Genomic DNA, 19,228 nt, shown 5'->3' with positions numbered 1-19,228 from the left:
CCTACGACGGTGGCCAGGGCGGCCCCTGAGTTCAAGCCAAACAGCACCACCGCCGTTGCAATGGCCACCTCAAAGTGGTTGCTGGCGCCGATTAAAGCTGCCGGAGCCGCATCCTCATAGCACAAGCCCAGTTTCTGGGCTGCCACATAGGTGATGCCGAAAATGAGGTTGGTTTGAACGAAAAGAGGCACTGCGATCAACAAAATGTGGAAGGGATTTTCCACAATGAGATCCCCTTTAAAAGCAAAAAGAAGCACCAACGTCACCAGCAAGGCGGCGATGGCAATGGGGTTGAGGTAGCGCAAAAAAGCTTTTTCAAACCATTCCCGGCCCTTGGTTTTGAGAATCCAATAGCGGGAGGCTGCTCCTGCAACTAACGGTAGGCCCACATAGACGGCCACCGACAGCAAAATGGTTTGCCAGGGCACCGTTAAATCGCTCATGGCCAGCAGCCAGCGGCCCAGCGGTGCGTAGAGGAAGAGCATGGTTAAAGAGTTCACCGCCACCATCACCAGGGTGTGGCCCTGGTTGCCATAGCTGAGATAGCCCCACATCAGCACCATGGCTGTACAAGGAGCAATGCCCAACAAAATGGCCCCGGCAATGTAGGAGCTGCTGAGGCTAATCTCTGTGCCGCGGATGATTTCCGTGCCGGTTATCCAAGGGGCAAACAGCCACCCCAAAAAAACTGGGCGATCACCACCATGGTAAAGGGCTTCACCAGCCAGTTCACGGCCAGGGTCAACAGCACTGGCTTGGGAGATTTCAAAGCATAGGCTGCCTGGCCGAAGTCAATTTTCACCATGATGGGATACATCATGAAAAACAGGCAGACGGCAATGGGAAGGGAGACCTGATAGAGGCTCAAGGCATCCAAAGCCTCGGCCACGCCCGGAAACCATCGCCCCAGGAGGATCCCGGCAACAATACACAGGGCCACCCAAAGGGTGAGATAGCGCTCAAAAAAGCTCAGGGAGCCGCCGCTGGGGAGAGCTTTGGGGTCAGATGCGGTTAGGGCCATGATCAAAAGCCGCGTTCCTGTGTGCTCTGTCAGGATACATCAAAACAACTTGTTTGGTATGCCCCCAACTTACCCAGAGGCGGGATCCCTCCGGAGAAAGGTAGTGGCAGCGGCGTAAAATGGAGCTGGCAAGCGGAGGAGAAGCAAAAAGTGATCAAACCCCACTCTGCCCATCTGTTGACCCCCGACTTCCGCCTCAGCTTGGCAGTGCTGGCTTTGGCGGTGCCGCTGTTGTGGCTCTCGTTTTGGCTAGGGTTGGGAGTGGGGTTGTTTGGCCTGTTTTTGCTGGTACAGACCTGTCTGATCGGGCTGGCCTTTACCCGCACGGCGCTGCAGGTCTACAGCGGCTCCCGGCGCATCCGCGAGTTCCCCTACAGCGAGTGGCAGGACTGGCAGATCTTCTGGCGGCCGGTGCCGATTTTGTTTTTCTTCCGAGAAAGCCGGAGCATTCACTTTTTGCCGATGCTCTTCAACCCGGTCGAGCTGCGCATCTGCCTGGAGGAGCGGCTAGGCCACCTGCACGCCCGACGGCAGGGATCCCCTTTCCACCCATCAGGCCGATGAGCGGTTCCGGGGGCTGGGTTTGGCAAGAGGCAGGGAGATGGCGTTGGCTGCAGTGTCAACTGCTGGCGGGGTGGCCCCATGCTTTTGGCTGTCGTCAAGCTTCCCCCTATCAACCAGCCGATATGGCCGACCAGTTGCAACTCCTCCCAGAACGAGCTGCGTGGGGCCACCAGGTGCATGGCTGTCGCTGGACGTGGGCGGATGCAGTTGTCTTCTCCCAGGGGAGGGCTTCAGGTTCTCACGTCGGGGAAGGGAGTTTCGCCCGTCCCGAAGCAGATGCCGTGATCGCCCGTCGCCCAGGGGACTCGGCCTGGGTTTGCACTGCCGACTGTGTGCCCATTTTGGTGGCCAGCCCCCACTGGGTGGCCGCAGTTCACGCCGGCTGGAGGGGGACGGCTGCCGGTATCCTGACTAAGGTGCTGCAGGCCTTTCTCCAGGGGGGGATCCCTGCCAGCCAAATCCGCATTGCCCTGGGGCCGGCCATCTCCGGGCCAGCCTACCAGGTTTCTCAGGAAGTGGCCGAGCAGGTGCTGCAGTCGCTGCCTTCAGGGGTAGACCCACAACCTGCCCTCTGGCCAGATCCTCTGCCGGGTAAGGTGCGCCTGGATCTGCGCTGGATCAACCGCGCCCAGGCCGAAGCTCAGGGGATCCCGCCGGAGCACATCGCCATCAGTCCTCATTGCACCTTTGGCCAGCCTCAGGATTTCTTTTCCTATCGCCGCGAGGGGGCCTTAGAGGATGACCAGGGCCGTCGTTGCGTGCAGTGGTCGGCGATTGGCCTGCCAAAGGCGGCTTTTGACAAATCCTAGCTGCCAAAAATAGCAGCTATAATTGCCCTCAAAACTCAACCCTATCTCGCGGGGGAGGGATCCCATGCTTTGCCGGCTTGCCCTTCGGGGGTTGGTTTGGGTGGCTTTGTCTTTCCCTTTTGCCTTTGTCGGAGAAGCCCCTGCCCAGACCTCTCTGACGGGCATCAACCGCGACAACGTACTGCAACTGAACATCGGGCCCGGACGCCGCCTGGCTCCAGGGCCCGCAAAGGGTTCCGGCTCCGAGCAAGGCCAGGATCCCACCGTTCCCTCGGCGCTGATGTGGGCAGAGTGGCATATCCGCGCCAATGTTTGTACCGGCAACCTATCTGCCGAAGAATTGGCGGAGCTGTTTCCCTTGGTCAACCAAGAGTTAGTAGATGCCGTTTGTCAAGGGGGAAGTTAGCCGGCTTGCCCAGGCAAGCGGTAAGGTGAAAAGAAAGCTCTCAGGTTGCTGCTGCATGGATTTTGAGAAGCTCTTGGAGGAATGGGTGGCAGCCTTCACCCAGGCGGCGGAAGAAAGCCTCACCGCTTTGGAAGCCGCCCTGACGGAGTTGGCGGAACACCTGGCCGCGCCTCTCCAAGAAACCCTTCGGCAGTGGGAAGCCTTCTGGAGCCTGGAGGAGGAGCCGCAGCCCGGTTCAGAGCTCGATGAGGAAACGTTCAACCCTGCTGGGGGGGAGTCCTTCAGCACCAGCCGTTTCTTCGTCAGCCCACTGGGGTTCGGGGGTGTAGTTGTTTATACTTATGTCGCTTCGCCGCCTGGCTGGATTGGGGATCCCACCTGTCGCTACAATGCCCTTTCCCCGGAGTTGCGCTGTGCCGTCAACCCCTATGGCCCCTGTGAAGGCTGCCCCCACTATGAGCCGCGAGAGCGGAGCCCTTCGCGTTAGCCGGCCTGAGGGCTTTCGCCATGCAGGGTAGCCGCCTCATTGTTGCTCTAGATACCGCTTCTTGGGAGCAGGCCCTGAAGTGGGTGGATCGCCTGCCCCAGGTGCTGTGGTGGAAGGTGGGCCTGGAGCTGTTTACGGCTGTTGGCCCTCAGATTTTGCAGGCCCTTAAGGAACGGGGCAAGCGCATTTTTCTCGATTTAAAGCTGCACGACATTCCCCACACAGTGGGGCGGGCCGCTCAGGTGGCCGTTGGTTATGGGGTGGATCTGCTCACCGTTCATGCCGCTGGCGGCAGTGCCATGTTGCGGGCAGCAGTGGCCGCCACCCAGGGCAGTTCTTGCCGGCTGTTGGCAGTTACTCTTCTCACCAGCCTTGGCCCCGACCAGGTGCGGCAGGAGTTGGGCGTTGAACGAGATCCCGGCGACTATGTGTTGCAGTTGGCGCGGCTAGCTCTGGATCAAGGCGTGAGCGGGCTGGTCTGCTCCCCCCAGGAAGTGGGACGGCTACGGCAGGCTTTGGGGCCGGAGGTGCTGCTGGTAACCCCAGGGATCCGCCTTGGGGATCCAGAAGCGGAGGACGACCAGCGGCGGGTCTGCACCCCTGCGGCAGCGCTGCGGGCGGGGGCCGATTATTTGGTGGTGGGCCGCCCCATCACGGCGGCTGCGGATCCCGTTTCGGCCTGGCAACGCTTTCAAGCTGTAGAGGAAGCGATCGGCTGAGGATTGGGGCAATGCCGTTCCTAGGCTGGTGTAGCCGGCGAAGAAGACAAGCGGGCGGGTATCTTTTCCCCCACCCCGCCCGAGGGGGGTGGCGGATAGGTTTGTCGGCGGCTTTGGGGTTGTGCTGCCTTACTGCCACAGCAGCCAGAGGAGAAGTTTGTGCTGCCGATCCGCAAACCTGGGCTGAAGCCCTGACAGAGCAGTTGCCCTTGTTTCTCAATTTGGCCTTGAGCCGCGCCCGCTCAGACTTTCAGGTGGTGTTGGTGGGCCGGCCAGAGGCCGAACTCCTCTCTGCCGAGGAGCTGGCCCAGCTTCTGCCGGATAGCCCAGCCGCCTCGGCTTCCCAAGGCTTTCGCTTGTATTTCACCACGCTGGAGCGCCGCTTGGTTCTGCCCCAGCAGCCCGAGCGGGAGGATAACCCCCTAGCCGGTCGGCGCAGCGAAACCCTGCAACTGGCTTATGAAGCTTATGTGCTGCGGGCTACACCTGGGGATCCCTGGCAACTGGTGCGCCTGCAGGTTACCGGCGCCGGTGTTCCTGTCCGCGACGTCACCGAAGGACTGACCGCCCAAGCCATTCGTCGCTGGCAGGAGGCTGGGTGTCCCTTGACGGGCGATCTAGAGTTGACTAGGCCTACCCTATGAAGTTTCCCCCCGCCATGCCTCCTCAGGGCAAACGGCTGTCTCGTCCCTCTTTTCCTCAACTGAGCCTGTCCAGGGCGGACAAACGTCGGCACCACCGCCCAGACGGGCTCAGTTGGGTGAGCCACTGGCTGCTGTGGGGAGGGATGGGGTTGCTGCTGGGTCAGCGGCTCCGCTTTGTGGGGCAACCGGCTCAGATGCTGTGGTGGCGCGCTGTGCCCATCAGTGGCCCTGAGGGATCCCTGCCCCCTGTCCAAGCGGAACTGCCTCTCTACCATTCAATTGCAAACGGGCTACTGCCCTGGCTGGCTGAGGGAACCGGGATCCCCCCCGAAGGGATCCTGCGAGCTGTCTCGGCCCTGGCCTGCCTGGTAATCCTGCTGTTGTGCTGGAGCTGGGGCAATTTCTGGAGCGCTGGCCTGTGGGGACTCAGCCCCTGGGTGCTGACCCAGGGTTTGGAGCCGGGCAACGAGATCTTGGCCAGCCTGGTCTTGTTGGTCAGCAGCGGTGTTGGACCGGGATCCCGCCTGCGCTGGGGGGGTTTGGCGCTGGCCTGTGCCTTGAGCTACAAAGTTTGGCTCTTGGCCCTGCTCTGGGGGGCGCTATGGACTAGCCAACACTGGCCGCGGCAGCGGTTGCAAGGGCTACTCTGGCTGCTGCTGGTGATTGGCCTCTCCTGGTTGCTGCGGGTCGAGCTGCCCGCCGATCCCTTCACCGGGACAGAGCGCTTTCCTACGGCGACGGTGTCCTATTCGCTCACCAGCCAAAGCGGCCTGGCTGTTCTGGCCACCTTGATGTTGCCCTTGGGGCTGGCCTTGGTGCGGCTGGGTTGGCCCTGGGCGGAACGCCAACAAACCCTGCTCAGCTTGGCTGGTTTGGGCCATGTCCTGTGGATGGGGGTGCTAGCAGCTTGGCTTTGGGATCCCCAGATGAACCTGTTGCAGCAAAGCGCCCGTTGGGGCCTGGTGGCCCTGCCCTTTTTGTGCCTGAGTGCCGGTGGCGTCTTGGCGGAGATCCCCTGCCGGGGCTGGCGACAGTTTTTGGGATCCCTGCTCTTAGCCAGCTCGTTCTTGTTATCGTGGCAAGCGTTGGCCTGAGTTCTTCTCCTGCCTTGAAGATTCGGATGCGGCCCCTCTTAGAGACCCTGTTCGCCCGGCGGGCCCAGGCGGTGATCCCGCCTCCTGTTGGCGCGGAGATCGCTGGGGCGGTGCCGGTAGTAACCAGTTTTACCTTTGGCCTGGCGGATCCGCGGTTGTTTCCCAAGGCCGACCTGGCGCGGGCGACAGCGGAGGTGTTGGCGGAAGATGGGGATGCTGCCCTCAATTACGGCGGCACCTTTGCCGGGTTGATCGAGGTGGTGCAGCAGTTGATGCGGGCCAGAGGGGTGGAGGCGCAGCCGGAAAACCTCTTGATCGGCTATGGCTCTGGGCAGATCCTTGGCCTCTTGCCCCAGGTCTTTGTGGAGCCGGGGGATGTGGTGATCGTGGAGGGGCCCACCTTCATGGGGGCGGTCAGCCGTTTTGCGGCGGCAGGGGCGCGTCTGATCTCGATCCCGGTGGATGGGGAGGGCATGGTGGTGGATCGCCTGGAAGAGGTGTTGCGCGAGCTAGCCCGCCAAGGGATCCCACCCCGCTTTATCTACACCATTCCCACCTTTCACAACCCTAGGGGCTGCACCCTCTCTTGGCCGCGGCGGCAGAAGCTGCTGCAGTTGGCGGCTGAATACGGCGTGGTGGTGGTGGAGGACGAGGCCTACTACGACCTGCGCTTTGTCGGGGATCCCTTGCCCAGTTTGGCCGCGCTGGATAAAGAGGGCTGGGTTCTGCACGTGGGCACCTTTTCCAAGATTGTGGCGCCGGGGGTGCGGGTGGGCTGGGCCTGTGGCCATCCCGAGATCATCCGCCGCTTGGAGATGTTTCGCAGCGAGGGATCCCTGGGGCCTTTTTTGGGCCGGGTGGTGGCCCGATACTGCGGGGAAGGCCGCCTAGAGAGCCACATTCAGCTTTTGATCCGCCGTTACCGAGAAAAGTGCCACCTGATGTTGGAGGCCATCGCTCAATGTTTTCCCCCTGAAGTCAAGGTGGAGGCCCCTGGGGGTGGATTCTTTATCTGGTGCGAGCTGCCCCCTCCCCTGAGTGCCAACACCTTGCTGGAGGCCACCCGAGCGCTGGGGGTAACTTTCTTGCCGGGTACCCACTGCTTTGCTGATGGCCAAGGGGATCACGCCCTGCGCCTCGCCTTCAGCTACCAACCGGAAGAGCGCATCCTCAGCGGCATCCAGATCCTCGGAGAGCAACTGTACAAACTCATGGGCCAACGATCAATATAGGAAAAAGAATCTGCTAGGGCAGCCACAAAGCGGCTCTTAACCTTCGGGGATTAGTAGGTTGGTCGCTCCAAATTGCGTTGAAACCGTTTGCCTTGATCCCCAGCTCCTTTTGTCCTTCGGGAGAGAAGTTGGGGGTGAGGGGAAAGTAAGAGGAATCGAGACAAGCTATTTCGCTGCTCTTCGGAGCAGCCATATTTGAATGGATGCAGCAGCGCTGCAAGCTCTTTGCTGTGCCGGCAGAGGAACTCTTAAAAACCTGCCACTTGCCGTCTGGGACGTCGCCCCAGCACGTTGAGGATGAAAACTCCCGCCACACCCAAACAGAGGAGCAGCGCCACCGGATTATGCACTATCGATGAGACTAAAATAGTCGTCCCTGTTAAAACCAAGGCTATGAAAAAGGTGACCACTCTCGTCATAGATCGCCCCAGGCCGCTTAGAAAAGGAAAGATGCTGAGCATCGTATGAAGGGGGACGAAGAAAGAGTCGGCCCCGATCCACATCATCAAGAATCCCACAAAGCGCAGGATCCAAGTCAGGGCATTGTGTTCGGCAGCAAGACGCTCAATGGCTGCAAATCGATCGCTGGCAAATAGCCGATAAAATCGAATGCTGCGCGGCCCCAGGTAGCTCTCTAGGCTGTTAGGGGTGGCCAAACGACCAAAGACAGTTACTTGAGTTTCGCTGTACAAGGCAGTGTACGAAGTTCGCATATCGCCAATTTGTGGATTGGCCAGGGTTCCCCGCCCCTTGAAAACATAAAAGCCTTCCACCCTAGCTGGGATCCCCGGGATCAACGTTTGGGGCTCCAGAGGAACAGCGTAGGGAGTTTCGATCTGCAAATCTTGCATTCCAATTCGGTAATTCCCAATTTGAGCCTGGCTGACTCAAAAGAGTTGGCTGGAAAAAGCCATCGGTGGGTTGACGTGCTCACTGCTGCGATAAAACCGGCTTGAATCTTCGGGGTTTTCCGTCCAGACTTTGGTGTAAGTATAGATTGTCTCTCTGACTTCCGATCCGCCAAACTCCTCTTGAGTGCGAGTTTCTTTTTCCTCTTCCCATTCCTCTTCCCAAGCATACATTTCCGCCTTGCGCCTGACGGCAATATACGGCCCTGGCCGCAGGAAGAGATTATCGCCCAAAAGCTCATTGCTGGTAATTGGGCCTGTGAGCGATACTAAGCTTCCAAGAGGCGCAGAGGGCGAGCCCAATGGACTGATTTCAATGGCCCCAGTTGCCACTTGGGCAAGGTTGACCCGCCCCTCATTCCAAAACAAAAGCCAGAACGATCCCAAAAATAAAATCAATCCAACAAACACTGATACAAAAGAACTGGCCAGCCGCGAGCCAAACCCAACCCGCTCTACCTATCTATAACGCTCAGCCATAGCCCTGTCCCCAGCGATGACTTCAGTCTAGCACAGCCCCTTCTATTTATCCATGAAATCTAGCCGTTTTATAGAATTATAGAATTCAGAGCAAGTTTTTAACTTTTCCAAACTTATGTCTATTCCAGAAGTAGATTGCACCTCGTACAGGTTATGAGAACCCTATTTTTCAGCTAAGAATTGATTAAGCAATGTCCCCCCTTACAGCCTTGACCAGGCGCCGGAAAAACTGCCCCACGCCCTTCACCAGATGGGGTGCCGATTCTGGGCGAGGCGGGATCCCTGCCATTAGGGTGTAGTAGTCATCCAAAAGGTCGTGCTCTTCCGGAGAAACGGCGTTGTCGGCCATCATCAGGTTGCCGATTGCCCCCAGAAGTTGTAGGCGCTCGGTTTCGGTGGCCTGGGCGAGATAATCGGCCATCCAGCGCTCCGTTTGCGCCATCGGAATGGGCTCTTGGATCAGCTCTCGCAGCTCGGCATCGTGCTCCAAACCATAGCGGCGCAGCAGGGATCTCAGATAGGCCAACTCCTGCGGCTCTAGGTGCCCATCGGCCCAGGCGGAGCCGGCCACAATTTTGAGGATGAGCCGATGTTGGGTTGTCGGGTTCATGGCGGGATCCCTTGTCGCTAGAGGTGCCGCTGGCGGTCGGGGTTCTGGGGCCCTGAGCGAGCTGGGAAGGGGCTGGCCAGGGGCAGTCTCACTCGGCGAGGCCGCAGGCGCGTTTTAACCAGGCGGCATCTTGTTCTGACAAGGTGGCGTGGTGAATGGCGTAGACCTGGCGGTGATACTCCTCAAGCCAAGCCCGCTGTGCCTCGTCCAAGAGATCCCAATCGATCAGCCGCCTATCGAAAGGGATCCAAGTCAGGGAGCGAAAGCCCATCCAGCCCTCTGGCTCCGGAATTGCAATCACTTCGTAGAGGTTCTCTAGGCGAATTCCACCCCAGCCCGGCTGGTAGTAGCCCGGCTCGATACTGGTGATCATGCCTACCTTGAGGGGGGTGCTGGCGCGGCGGTGGATCCCGTTGGGCCCCTCGTGGACGTTCAAAAAGGCGCCGACACCGTGGCCGGTACCGTGGCCGTAGTCCAGCCCCGCTTGCCAAAGGCTGGAACGGGCAATGCCATCCAAGGAGACGCCGTAGGTATCGGGGGGGAAGATCTGACGGGCGCAGTGAATGTGGGCTTTGAGCACCTCGGTGTAGCGCCGCCGGCACAGGGGATCCGCCGGTTGCGGGCCAATCCAGAGGGTGCGGGTAGCGTCGGTCGTGCCCCCCAGGTAGTGGGATCCGGAATCCAACAGAAACAACTCGCCTGTCTGCAAGAACTTCTGGGGATCGGGGGTGCCGTAGTGGACGATGGAGCTGTTGGCGCCGGCCCCGGCAATGGTGTTGAAGCTCAGGCCCACCCAATCCCCTTCCTCGCGGTAGTGGGCCTCCATAACAGCGGCCACATCGGCTTCGCTGATGGGGATCCCTGCTTGGATTTGCCGGTCAATCCAGGCCAGGGTGCGGATCTTGGCCCGGCTGGCTTTGCGGTTGGCCAGGCGCATCTGCTCCAGCTCGGTGGGGTTTTTGACCGCCTTGAGGAGATCCACGGGGTGATCCAACTCGCGACAGGTTGCCCCCCGCAGCAGCTCTTGCGTGCCCTGGGTAGTCTGCTTGGGATCTACTCCCACTGGCCCGTAGCGCTCGGCCCACTGGGGCAGTTGTTCCCGGTAGGCCTCGTAGGGCCAGAGCTCTACCCCTGCCTCAGCCAGCACTTGCTTTGCGGAGGGAGTGAGGCGCTCCAGATCAGTAAACAGGGCAACCCTCTCCAGGGCAACTAGCGCATAGGCGCGGAAGACCGGGTTGTAGGGAATGTCGGAGCCGCGCAGGTTAAACAGCCAAGCTACCTGATCCAGTTTGGTTAGGGGCAACAGTCCCACCCGCTTGCGGCGCATCTCCTGGCGCACCTGGGCCAGCTTGTCGCTGGGGGGGGCTCCGCAGAGCTGGGCAGGGACAGGGTAGATGGGTTGCTCCAAGAGGGCTTGGCTAGATTCCTTGGCCAGCTTGTCCAGTGGGTTTTCGCTAACCGGCACCAGCAGCACTCCTCCGGCTTGGGCGTGGGCTTGCAACTGGCGGTAGGTGGCCACCGACACCGTAAAAGGATCCACCCCCAGGCGAAAGCCGGATCCCAGCTCTTCCACGATCTCCATCAGGCTGGGCTGATCCGGCAGGCCGCCTTTGATCACCGTAAACAGGTTGGGATCCACCTCCCGCTCCGCCTGCTCGTGGTAGCGGGGATCCACCCACAGCCAGGCGCGGTCTTGGCTGATTAGGGCATCGCCCACCGAGCCGGTAAAGCCCGTGATCCACTGCCGCCGCTTGCGATATTCCAGCAAATACTCATTGAGGTGCTCATCAGCCGAGGGCACCCAAAAGCCATCGAGATTTTGTTCCTGCAAAAGCTGGCGCAACTGCTGCAAACGAGTGGCAATATCCAGGCGGGGCAGGGTTTGGAGCATGGTGGGGATGAGAGGGAGATCTGGGCCGATGACCTTAGAGACCAATATAGTTCTCTTTACCTTGGGAAAGCAGATGGGAAGAGAGGAACCGGCTACCTAGGCCGCTGGTCAACTGCGAAGCAGTAGCCAAGGGCTTCTGCGTTATTGCTAGGCGACGCGGTTGCGAACGCACCGCTCTAACTCCCCTCTCCCTCTGGGAGAGGGGCTGGGGGTGAGGGCTGAGATTCGGGAAAGCCGGCCTCTCGCCAAGCGCGGATCCCGCCGTCCATGGAGATCACGCGGCGGTAGCCCATCTTTTGCAGGTTATCGGCTGCCAGCGCCGAACGAAAGCCGCCGCCACAATAGAGGACAATCTCGGCTTCTTTGTCTGGGATCACCTTCTCGATGTCCCGCTCGATAATGCCTTTGCTGAGGTGAATGGCGCCGACGATGTGGCCGGCCTGCCACTCCGACTCTTCCCGCACGTCGACCAAATAAAAGGGATCCCCTTGCAGTTGTTTCTGCCTGACTTGCTCGACTGTCAGCTCTTGGATGCGGCTTTTGGCCTCGTTGACCAAAGCTAAGAAAGCAGGGGAGTGGTGGGACGCCATGCACACCTCGCCGAGAACCCAGCTCCCAGGATAAACCCAGGCCCACTCCAGTGAGGCAACGCCAAACCTCAAAACCTCGATCCTCAGCAAGCTAAACTAAAGAAAGGCAGATTTGCCGCCGGAGGCCCCCAGTTTGAGCTTCCAATCCACCCTTTCCCAACTGCTTGGGTTCCTTGCTCTGACTTTGAGCTGGGGGATCCCTTTGCCCAGCAAGGCAGCGGCCCAGGCTGCCCCCTTGCCTCTGGAAAGCGGGATCCAAAAACAGGTCTCCGCCCCGGCACCGGCTCCCTTGGTGAAGTGGCTGCAAGAGCAAATAGAGGCCGCCAACCGGCGGGATCTGGAGGAGGTGATGGCCGGCTATAGCCCCGACTTCCGCCACCGCGACGGCCTGGATCGGCAGGGGGTGGAAAGGGCCATTCGCAAGCTGTGGGAGGCCCATCCCCAGCTGACCTACGCAGCGGAAATTCTCTCTTGGCGGCGGCTAGGCCCTGAGATCGTGGCCGAGATCGCCAGCCAAGTGCAGGGATCCCAATCTTCAGCGCGGGGGGAGTTTCAGGTGCAGGCCTCTGCCCTGGTGCGCAACCGCTACCGCCCGAATGCGGCCAAGCCGGAGCAACTGCTGTTGGTGGAGCAGGAAGTGCTGCGGGAGGCCAGCACCCTCACCTCCGGCTCGGCGCCCCCCACCGTCACCTTCAGGTTGCCGGAGGTGGTCAAGCCGGGATCCCCCTACTCGCTGCAGGCCATTGTGGCCGAGCCCCTCGCCCAATCTTTGCTGTTGGGCGCCGTCGAGGAGCAGCCCGTGGCTGCGGCCGGCTACTTAGATCTAACTTCGTTTGCCCTTGAACCTCTGCAGGCGGGCGGGCTCTTCCTGCAGGCAGATGCGCCGCCAGAAGCTGGCGCCCGCTGGCTCTCGGTGATGCTAGTCAACCAGAGTGGCCTTGTTGTCGAAAGCCGGCGCCTCGTCATTCAACCCTGAGGGATCGACAGCCCTTAAGGACTCTTGACCTGGGTAGTTGTTGAGATCTTTTGGGCGAAGCTGAGATTTGAGAGGTCTGGAAGCCCTCGGAAGATTTCTGCTCGACTCCAAGCCCCGGCGGTCGTCGAAAACTTGCAGAAAAACTATCCGCTCTCCCCCACCACCCAGGCAAAACAGGCGGTCCAGGAGAGAGCGGTCTAGCGGGCCTTCAACTGGAACCTGACTGCCGGGAGGAACTCCAAGCGAGCCAGAACGCGAAGACTCCTCAGCAAGCTAAGGATCTGAGTTCAGGCCGTTAGAGAACAGCCCCGGCGCACAGCCGGCTGAACCCAACTTGACGACCCTTACAACAACTACTATCTGGCATCCGCTGGAACCTCCCTTACTCAACGACATCCTGAGGCTAGCACAAATCTTTACCAAGGTGGCGGGCCGGATCCCTTCCCCTCAGGCCAAGGAGACTGAGAACGAGGCAACGGCGTAGGATAGAAGGACGCCCTTTAGCCTGCTCAAGTTGCCGTGGACTACAAAAGTACCCTCAACCTGCCGCAAACCCAGTTTCCCATGCGGGCGGAGGCTGCCAAGAGGGAGCCCGCCATCCAAGCCTTTTGGCAGGAAGAGCAAATCTATCAGCGTCTGTCGGAGAACAATCCTGGGGATCCCTTTGTGCTGCACGATGGGCCGCCCTATGCCAATGGCGACATCCACATGGGCACCACCCTCAACAAGATCCTCAAGGACATCATCAACAAGTACCACCTCCTGCAGGGGCGCAAGGTGCGCTATGTGCCCGGCTGGGATTGCCACGGTCTGCCCATCGAGCTGAAGGTGTTGCAAAGCCTCTCCCCCCAGGAGCGGCAGAGCCTCACCCCCCTACAACTGCGGCAAAAGGCCAGAGAGTACGCCTTGCACTACGTCAACGTGCAGCGGGCCAGTTTTCAGCGGCTGGGGGTATGGGGAGATTGGGATCGGCCCTACCTGACCCTATCGCCGGAGTACGAGGCGGCCCAGATCGAGGTGTTTGGCCAGATGGCCCTTAAAGGCTACATCTACCGCGGCCTCAAGCCCGTCCACTGGAGCCCCAGCTCCCAGACAGCCCTGGCGGAAGCGGAGCTGGAATATCCCGACAACCACATCTCCCCCAGCATCTACGTAGCTTTTCCTCTGCAGAGCCTCAGCCCGGCGGCGCAGCCGATTTTGGAGCCCTTCTTGCCAGGCCTGCGGGCGGCCATCTGGACGACTACCCCGTGGACGATCCCGGCCAACTTGGCTCTCTGTTTCAATCCCAAGCTTACCTATGCGGTGGTGGAGTCTCCCCGCTTCGGCCTACTACTGATTGCCGCCGATTTGCGGCAGCGGCTGGAGAAAGTCCTGGAGACCCCCTTAGAGGTCAAGGCCACCCTGCCGGGATCCGCCCTGGAGTACTGCCAGGGACGCCACCCCCTCTTCGACCGCAGCAGCCTCTGTGTGCTGGGGGACTATGTTACCACCGAGTCCGGCACCGGCATTGTCCACACGGCGCCGGGGCATGGGGAAGAGGACTTCAAGACCGGCCAAAAATACGGCCTGCCCATCCTCAGCCCTGTGGATGAGCAGGGGAGATTCACCGCCGAGGCCGGATCCCAGTTTGTCGGGCTAGATGTGCTCTCCAAAGAACCAGAAACCAGTGGCAACCTAGCTGTCATTAAGGCTTTGCGGGCTGTCGGCGCCCTGCTCAAGGAAGAACCCTACAGCCACAAATACCCCTACGACTGGCGCACCAAAGAACCAACCATCTTCCGGGCCACCGAGCAGTGGTTTGCCTCTGTAGCCGGCTTCCGGGAGCTGGCTCTGCAGGCCATCAAAACCGTGAAGTGGATCCCGCCGGAAGGGGAAAACCGCATCACCGCCATGGTCAAGGAGCGCTCCGACTGGTGTATCTCCCGCCAGCGGGCCTGGGGCGTGCCCATCCCCGTCTTTTACGACGAGGAGACCGGCGAGGTGCTGCTCACAGCCGAAACTATCGACCACATCAAGGCCATCTTCGCCCAAGAGGGATCCGACGCCTGGTGGAAGCGCCCGGTGGAAGAGCTGCTGCCGGAGCAGTACCGCCGCCATGGCCGCACCTACCGCAAGGGCACAGACACCATGGATGTCTGGTTTGACTCCGGCTCCTCCTGGGCGGCGGTGGCCCGGGCACGCGGGTTGGGCTACCCCGTGGATCTCTACCTGGAGGGTTCCGACCAGCACCGGGGTTGGTTCCAGTCCAGCTTGCTGACTTCCGTGGCCGTCAACGGCCAGGCCCCTTACAAGGCGGTGCTCACCCACGGCTTTGTGCTGGACGAAAAGGGCCAGAAGATGAGCAAGTCCCTGGGCAACGTCATCGATCCCCTGCTGCTCATCAACGGCGGCAGCAATCCGCAGACGGATCCCGCCTACGGGGCCGATGTGCTGCGGCTGTGGGTCTCCAGCGTCGACTACTCCGGCGATGTGCCGATAGGCAAGACCATTCTGGGGCAGATGGCGGATGTCTACCGCAAGATCCGCAACACGGCCCGCTTTTTGCTGAGCAACCTCTACGACTTCAACCCGGCGCAGGATGCTGTTCCTTTTGAAGCGTTGACGGAGTTGGATCGCTACATCCTGCACCGCCTGCAGGAGGTGGGAGCGGAGATCACCGAATCGTTTGAAAACTACCAGTTCTACCGCTTTTTCCAAGCGGTTCAAAACTTCTGTGTAGTGGATCTCTCCAATTTCTACTTGGATATCGGCAAGGATCGCCTCTACATCAGCCACGCCCGCAGCCTGCGGCGGCGGCAGTGCCAGACGGTGCTGTCGCTGGTGCTGGAGAACTTGGCCAAGGCCATTGCCCCCGTGCTCTCCCACCTAGCCGAAGAGATCTGGAGCTACCTGCCCTACCCCAAGCCCACCCGCTCGGTGTTCGAAGGGGGCTGGATGCGGCTGCCGGAGCAGTGGCGGGATCCCCAGTTGGCCGCCACCTGGGAAAAGCTGCGGGCGGTGCGGCAGGAGGTGAACAAGGCGCTGGAACAAGCGCGCACCGACAAGGTCATCGGCGCTTCCACCGAGGCCAAACTCATCCTCAAGGTGGCGGATCCCCACCTACATGCCCTGCTGGAGGAGCGGGCAGCCGAGCTGCGCTACCTGTTTATCACTTCCCAAGTCGAGTTGGTCAAGGCCGGCCCTGGAGAGGAGGATCTACAGGTTGCCGTTCAGCCAGCGGAGGGGAAAAAATGCGTGCGCTGCTGGAACTATTCCACCCGGGTGGGCGAGTTTGCCGAACACCCAGAGCTGTGCGAGCGCTGTGTGGCAGCCCTGGCCGGCGAATTTTGAACGTCGGATGGATTGTCGGAATTGTTGGCCTAGGTTGGGTTGGCCTGCAGGATCCCGGCGTCGGCCTCCTCCCGCTCCAGGTTGCGGAAGAGGGGCGTGCTCAGGTAGCGCTCGCCAAAGCTGGGCTGGATCATCACGATCAGCTTGCCGGCGTTTTCCGGTCGCCGCCCCACCTGGATAGCGGCAGCCAGGGCTGCCCCGGTGGAGATGCCGGAGAGGATCCCTTCTTCTTTGGCCAGGCGGCGGCTGTAGACCATGCTCTCCTCGTCATCTACCGCAATTACCTCGTCCAGCAGGTCGCGCCGCAACACCTCCGGCACAAACCCCGCCCCGATGCCCTCGATGCGGTGAAAACCGGGCCGCCCTCCACTTAAAACAGCACTGGCCTTGGGCTCGACGGCCACCAGTCGAATGGAGGGTTTTTGGCTTTTGAGGAAGCCGCCTGCCCCTGTGATGGTGCCGCCGGTACCCACCCCCGCCACCAAGATGTCCACCTGGCCATCGGTATCCTCCCAGATCTCCGGGCCAGTGGTGCGGGCGTGGATTTGAGGGTTGGCCGGATTGGTGAATTGGCCCAGCATATAGGCATTGGGGGTGCGGCGCACGATCTCTTCGGCCTTCCAGATGGCCTCCCCCATGCCGCCGGCGCTGCTGGCCAGGTGCACCTCTGCTCCGTAAGCCTTCAGCAGCCGCCGCCGCTCCAGGCTCATGCTCTCAGGCATAACGATGATCAGCCGGTAACCCTTGGCAGCAGCAGCCATGGCCAGGCCAATGCCGGTATTGCCAGAGGTGGGCTCCACCAAGATGGTCTTGCCGGGGGTGATCAAGCCAGCTCGTTCGGCAGCCTCGATCATGCTCACGGCAATGCGATCTTTCACCGAGGCGGCAGGGTTAAAGCTCTCCAATTTCACGACGATCTCAGCCAGACACCCTTCGGATTGAGGGATCCGGTTTAGCCGCACAAGAGGGGTACGACCGATGAGCTGAGTGATGTTGGCGGCAATTTTCATGGTTCACAAAAAGGCAGAAACCGATCGCGACAGCAGGCCGTCGGCCTCAAGTCCAGAGCAGCCGAGGGCCTTGTGCGATGCTAACCCCTGCATGAGCTCCTTGGTGCTCCCTCTCAGGATCTCACTGCCCTTGGACCAGGGGATCCCGATGTTTTCCGAAGTTCCGCAGGGGATGGCAACAAAACCCGCCCAGAAAATGATTTAGCTGAAGGGGGTTCGGGGGTAGATCAGCCCCGCACTGTACTGTCGAGAGGCAGTCAGTGCCAGATACCCCCGTCGCAGACTCGCAACAATAAAATGGATCTAGTTGTAGAAAACGGCGTTGCCGGAACCTGGTGCAACTACGCGGTAGGGCATTCCATGTCTGCATCCCTAACGGCACGGCAAAGCCGAACGCAGAGGGTTCTTGCAGAAGCTCCCCGACGAAGCGAGAAGCCCGCACTCTATACGTCAGCATGAGTGCGGGAGTATGTCACAGTGAGATTACACCGGAAGGACAAGTCCCCTATGCACCTGAGTGAGATCACTCACCCCAACCAGCTCCGCAACCTCAGCCTCAGCCAGTTGCGCAGCCTAGCCCGCCAGATTCGCGAAAAGCACTTGCAAACGGCTGCCAACTCTCCAGTCGGCTGTCACCTGGGGCCGGGGCTGGGCGTGGTGGAGCTGACCTTGGCGCTCTACAAAACCCTCGACCTGGATCGCGACAAGGTGATTTGGGATGTGGGCCACCAAGCCTATGCCCACAAAATGCTTACTGGCCGCTACCACAACTTCCATACCATTCGCCAGAAAGGAGGGATTTCCGGCTACCTCAAGCGGAGTGAGAGCCGCTTCGACCACTTTGGGGCCGGGCACGCCTCCACCAGCATCTCGGCAGCCCTGGGCATGGCCATCGCTCGGGATCGGCGGGGAGAAAACTTCAAGGTGGTGGCCATCATCGGGGATGGCGCCCTGACTGGGGGCATGGCCTATGAAGCCATCAACCACGCCGGGCACCTGCCCAAGACCAACTTGATGGTGATTCTCAACGACAACGGCATGTCGATTTCCCCCAATGTGGGGGCCATCCCGCGCTATTTAAACCGCCTGCGCCTCAGCCCACCGGTGCAGTTTTTGGCCGACAGCCTGGAGGAGCAGCTAAAGAACCTACCTCTAGTTGGCTCCAGCCTCAGCCCGGAAATCGACCGTCTCAAGGAGACGGTGAAGCTGGTTACTGCCGTGCAGAACAACAAGGCCGGCATCATCTTTGAGGAGCTGGGCTTTACCTACGTAGGGCCGGTGGACGGGCACAACCTGGCGGAATTGTTGGATGCTTTTGAGCTGGCCCACGGCATCTCTGGGCCGGTGCTGGTGCACGTGGCTACGGTCAAGGGCAAGGGCTACCCACCGGCAGAGGCTGAGCAGGTAAGCTATCACGCCCAATCCCGCTTCGACCTAGCCACCGGCAAACCCTATCCTCCTACCAAACCCACTCCCCCTAGCTATAGCAAGGTCTTCGGCCACACTCTTTGTAAACTGGCGGAGCGGGATCCCCGCATCATTGGCATCACGGCGGCTATGGACACCGGCACCGGCCTAGACAAGCTCAAAGAAAAACTGCCGGATCAGTTCGTGGATGTGGGGATTGCCGAGCAGCACGCTGTTACTTTGGCTGCTGGCATGGCCTGCGAGGGGATGCGACCGGTGGTGGCCATCTATTCCACCTTCCTGCAGCGGGCCTACGACCAGATCATCCACGATGTCTGCATTCAAAAGCTGCCGGTCTTTTTCTGCTTGGATCGGGCAGGGGTGGTGGGAGCGGACGGCCCCACCCACCAGGGCATGTACGACATTGCCTATCTGCGCTGCATTCCCGAGATGGTGCTGATGGCCCCCAAAGACGAGGCGGAGCTGCAGCGCATGGTGGTGACCGGGATCCAGTACACAAAGGGCCCCATCGCCATGCGTTACCCGCGCGGAGCTGGCGTGGGGGTGCCTCTGGCCGAAGAGGGGTGGGAGCCCATTCCCATCGGCAAAGCAGAGGTGCTGCGCAGCGGCGGCGAGGTCCTGATCCTAGCCTATGGGTCGATGGTGCATCCCAGTTTGCAGGCAGCGGAGATCCTCAAGGAACACGGCATCTCCACGACGGTAGTCAATGCCCGCTTTGCCAAGCCTCTGGATACCGAGCTGATCCTGCCCCTGGCCCAACAGAGCCGCCTGGTGGTGACGGTGGAAGAAGGCTGCCTCATGGGCGGGTTTGGCTCGGCAGTGGGGGAAGCTCTCCTGGATGCCGATATCCGAGTGCCGCTGTTGCGCCTGGGGGTGCCGGATGTGTGGGTGGAGCACGCCACTCCTGAAGAATCGCTGGCGGAACTGGGCCTGAACAGCGTCGGCATTGCCGAGCGCATCCGGGCCAAGGTCGAGGCCCTTCAGGGACAGAGGGCCTCGCAGGCTCAAGCTATTCTGGGCAGCTCCTGA

General features: G+C 60.7%; 17 protein-coding genes and 1 pseudogene. 11 read left to right on the top strand and 7 right to left on the bottom strand.

Annotated elements, in window-relative coordinates:
* Positions 1-683: arsenic resistance protein (locus tag NW848_RS10440; RefSeq protein ID WP_414511096.1), on the bottom strand; the 683-nt coding region annotated here is incomplete at its 3' end.
* Positions 656-1,021, bottom strand: coding sequence for an arsenic resistance protein (locus NW848_RS10435; protein ID WP_414402758.1), 366 nt, complete (start codon positions 1,019-1,021; stop codon positions 656-658). The genes NW848_RS10440 and NW848_RS10435, both read right to left, overlap by 28 nt.
* Before the next feature lie 150 nt (positions 1,022-1,171).
* Between NW848_RS10435 and NW848_RS10430 the strand changes: the two genes are divergently transcribed.
* From NW848_RS10430 to NW848_RS10395, 8 genes are all read left to right on the top strand, one after another.
* Positions 1,172-1,585: a DUF3119 family protein gene (locus tag NW848_RS10430; protein ID WP_011430547.1), complete on the top strand. Its 414-nt coding sequence runs from the start codon at positions 1,172-1,174 to the stop codon at positions 1,583-1,585.
* A complete protein-coding gene (pgeF, locus tag NW848_RS10425) occupies positions 1,582-2,394 on the top strand; it encodes a peptidoglycan editing factor PgeF (protein ID WP_011430546.1) in 813 nt (270 codons plus the stop codon). The genes NW848_RS10430 and pgeF overlap by 4 nt, the downstream gene beginning before the upstream one ends.
* 64 nt (positions 2,395-2,458) lie before the next feature.
* Complete coding sequence (locus NW848_RS10420; protein WP_011430545.1) at positions 2,459-2,800, top strand: hypothetical protein; 342 nt, start codon at positions 2,459-2,461, stop codon at positions 2,798-2,800.
* Positions 2,801-2,855: 55 nt separating this feature from the next.
* A complete protein-coding gene (locus NW848_RS10415) occupies positions 2,856-3,287 on the top strand; it encodes a DUF6464 family protein (protein WP_240527863.1) in 432 nt (143 codons plus the stop codon).
* A gap of 20 nt (positions 3,288-3,307) precedes the next feature.
* Positions 3,308-4,006 (top strand): orotidine-5'-phosphate decarboxylase, encoded by a 699-nt coding sequence (pyrF, locus tag NW848_RS10410; RefSeq protein WP_011430543.1) that lies wholly within the window; start codon positions 3,308-3,310, stop codon positions 4,004-4,006.
* A 101-nt stretch (positions 4,007-4,107) separates the two neighbouring features.
* Positions 4,108-4,650: a hypothetical protein gene (locus NW848_RS10405; protein ID WP_187147154.1), complete on the top strand. Its 543-nt coding sequence runs from the start codon at positions 4,108-4,110 to the stop codon at positions 4,648-4,650.
* Positions 4,647-5,744 (top strand): hypothetical protein, encoded by a 1,098-nt coding sequence (locus NW848_RS10400; RefSeq protein ID WP_228375226.1) that lies wholly within the window; start codon positions 4,647-4,649, stop codon positions 5,742-5,744. The genes NW848_RS10405 and NW848_RS10400 overlap by 4 nt, the downstream gene beginning before the upstream one ends.
* A 26-nt stretch (positions 5,745-5,770) precedes the next feature.
* On the top strand, positions 5,771-6,976 hold the full coding sequence (locus NW848_RS10395) for a PLP-dependent aminotransferase family protein (protein WP_414402757.1): 1,206 nt from the start codon (positions 5,771-5,773) through the stop codon (positions 6,974-6,976).
* 248 nt (positions 6,977-7,224) lie between these two features.
* Here the strand turns inward: NW848_RS10395 and NW848_RS10390 are convergent.
* From NW848_RS10390 to NW848_RS10375, 4 genes and pseudogenes are all read right to left on the bottom strand, one after another.
* A pseudogene (locus NW848_RS10390) lies at positions 7,225-8,058 on the bottom strand (TMEM43 family protein).
* Between the two features lie 490 nt (positions 8,059-8,548).
* Positions 8,549-8,974, bottom strand: a complete 426-nt coding sequence (locus NW848_RS10385; protein WP_011430539.1) for a TerB family tellurite resistance protein — start codon at positions 8,972-8,974, stop codon at positions 8,549-8,551.
* Positions 8,975-9,062: 88 nt separating this feature from the next.
* Positions 9,063-10,910 (bottom strand): aminopeptidase P family protein, encoded by a 1,848-nt coding sequence (locus NW848_RS10380; protein WP_240527865.1) that lies wholly within the window; start codon positions 10,908-10,910, stop codon positions 9,063-9,065.
* 131 nt (positions 10,911-11,041) lie between these two features.
* Positions 11,042-11,527, bottom strand: a complete 486-nt coding sequence (locus tag NW848_RS10375; protein WP_414508822.1) for a rhodanese-like domain-containing protein — start codon at positions 11,525-11,527, stop codon at positions 11,042-11,044.
* Between the two features lie 61 nt (positions 11,528-11,588).
* Here NW848_RS10375 and NW848_RS10370 point away from each other — a divergent pair, with 61 nt between their 5' ends.
* Both NW848_RS10370 and ileS read left to right on the top strand, forming a co-directional pair.
* The gene (locus NW848_RS10370) at positions 11,589-12,431 is read left to right on the top strand and encodes a nuclear transport factor 2 family protein (protein ID WP_240527920.1); all 843 of its coding nucleotides are present in this window, start codon (positions 11,589-11,591) and stop codon (positions 12,429-12,431) included.
* A 564-nt stretch (positions 12,432-12,995) separates the two neighbouring features.
* Entirely contained in the window at positions 12,996-15,761 is a 2,766-nt protein-coding gene (ileS, locus tag NW848_RS10365; RefSeq protein ID WP_414511099.1) for an isoleucine--tRNA ligase, read from the top strand.
* A 29-nt stretch (positions 15,762-15,790) separates the two neighbouring features.
* Here the strand turns inward: ileS and cysK are convergent, their stop codons facing one another.
* Entirely contained in the window at positions 15,791-16,771 is a 981-nt protein-coding gene (gene cysK / locus NW848_RS10360) for a cysteine synthase A (protein WP_011430534.1), read from the bottom strand.
* A 507-nt stretch (positions 16,772-17,278) separates the two neighbouring features.
* Between cysK and dxs the strand changes: the two genes are divergently transcribed.
* Positions 17,279-19,228, top strand: a complete 1,950-nt coding sequence (gene dxs / locus NW848_RS10355) for a 1-deoxy-D-xylulose-5-phosphate synthase (RefSeq protein ID WP_011430533.1) — start codon at positions 17,279-17,281, stop codon at positions 19,226-19,228.

This window comes from Synechococcus sp. RC10A2, assembly GCF_047502605.1.
This window is presented reverse-complemented; position numbering and strand designations above follow the sequence as displayed.

What these genes read in the sequence shown, in the direction of transcription:
- NW848_RS10435 (WP_414402758.1), bottom strand. Translation starts at nt 1,021, where the DNA reads ATGGCCCTAACCGCATCTGACCCCAAAGCTCTCCCCAGCGGCGGCTCC.
- pgeF (WP_011430546.1), top strand. Translation starts at nt 1,582, where the DNA reads ATGAGCGGTTCCGGGGGCTGGGTTTGGCAAGAGGCAGGGAGATGGCGT.
- NW848_RS10420 (WP_011430545.1), top strand. Translation starts at nt 2,459, where the DNA reads ATGCTTTGCCGGCTTGCCCTTCGGGGGTTGGTTTGGGTGGCTTTGTCT.
- NW848_RS10415 (WP_240527863.1), top strand. Translation starts at nt 2,856, where the DNA reads ATGGATTTTGAGAAGCTCTTGGAGGAATGGGTGGCAGCCTTCACCCAG.
- pyrF (WP_011430543.1), top strand. Translation starts at nt 3,308, where the DNA reads ATGCAGGGTAGCCGCCTCATTGTTGCTCTAGATACCGCTTCTTGGGAG.
- NW848_RS10400 (WP_228375226.1), top strand. Translation starts at nt 4,647, where the DNA reads ATGAAGTTTCCCCCCGCCATGCCTCCTCAGGGCAAACGGCTGTCTCGT.
- NW848_RS10395 (WP_414402757.1), top strand. Translation starts at nt 5,771, where the DNA reads ATGCGGCCCCTCTTAGAGACCCTGTTCGCCCGGCGGGCCCAGGCGGTG.
- NW848_RS10385 (WP_011430539.1), bottom strand. Translation starts at nt 8,974, where the DNA reads ATGAACCCGACAACCCAACATCGGCTCATCCTCAAAATTGTGGCCGGC.
- ileS (WP_414511099.1), top strand. Translation starts at nt 12,996, where the DNA reads ATGCGGGCGGAGGCTGCCAAGAGGGAGCCCGCCATCCAAGCCTTTTGG.
- cysK (WP_011430534.1), bottom strand. Translation starts at nt 16,771, where the DNA reads ATGAAAATTGCCGCCAACATCACTCAGCTCATCGGTCGTACCCCTCTT.
- dxs (WP_011430533.1), top strand. Translation starts at nt 17,279, where the DNA reads ATGCACCTGAGTGAGATCACTCACCCCAACCAGCTCCGCAACCTCAGC.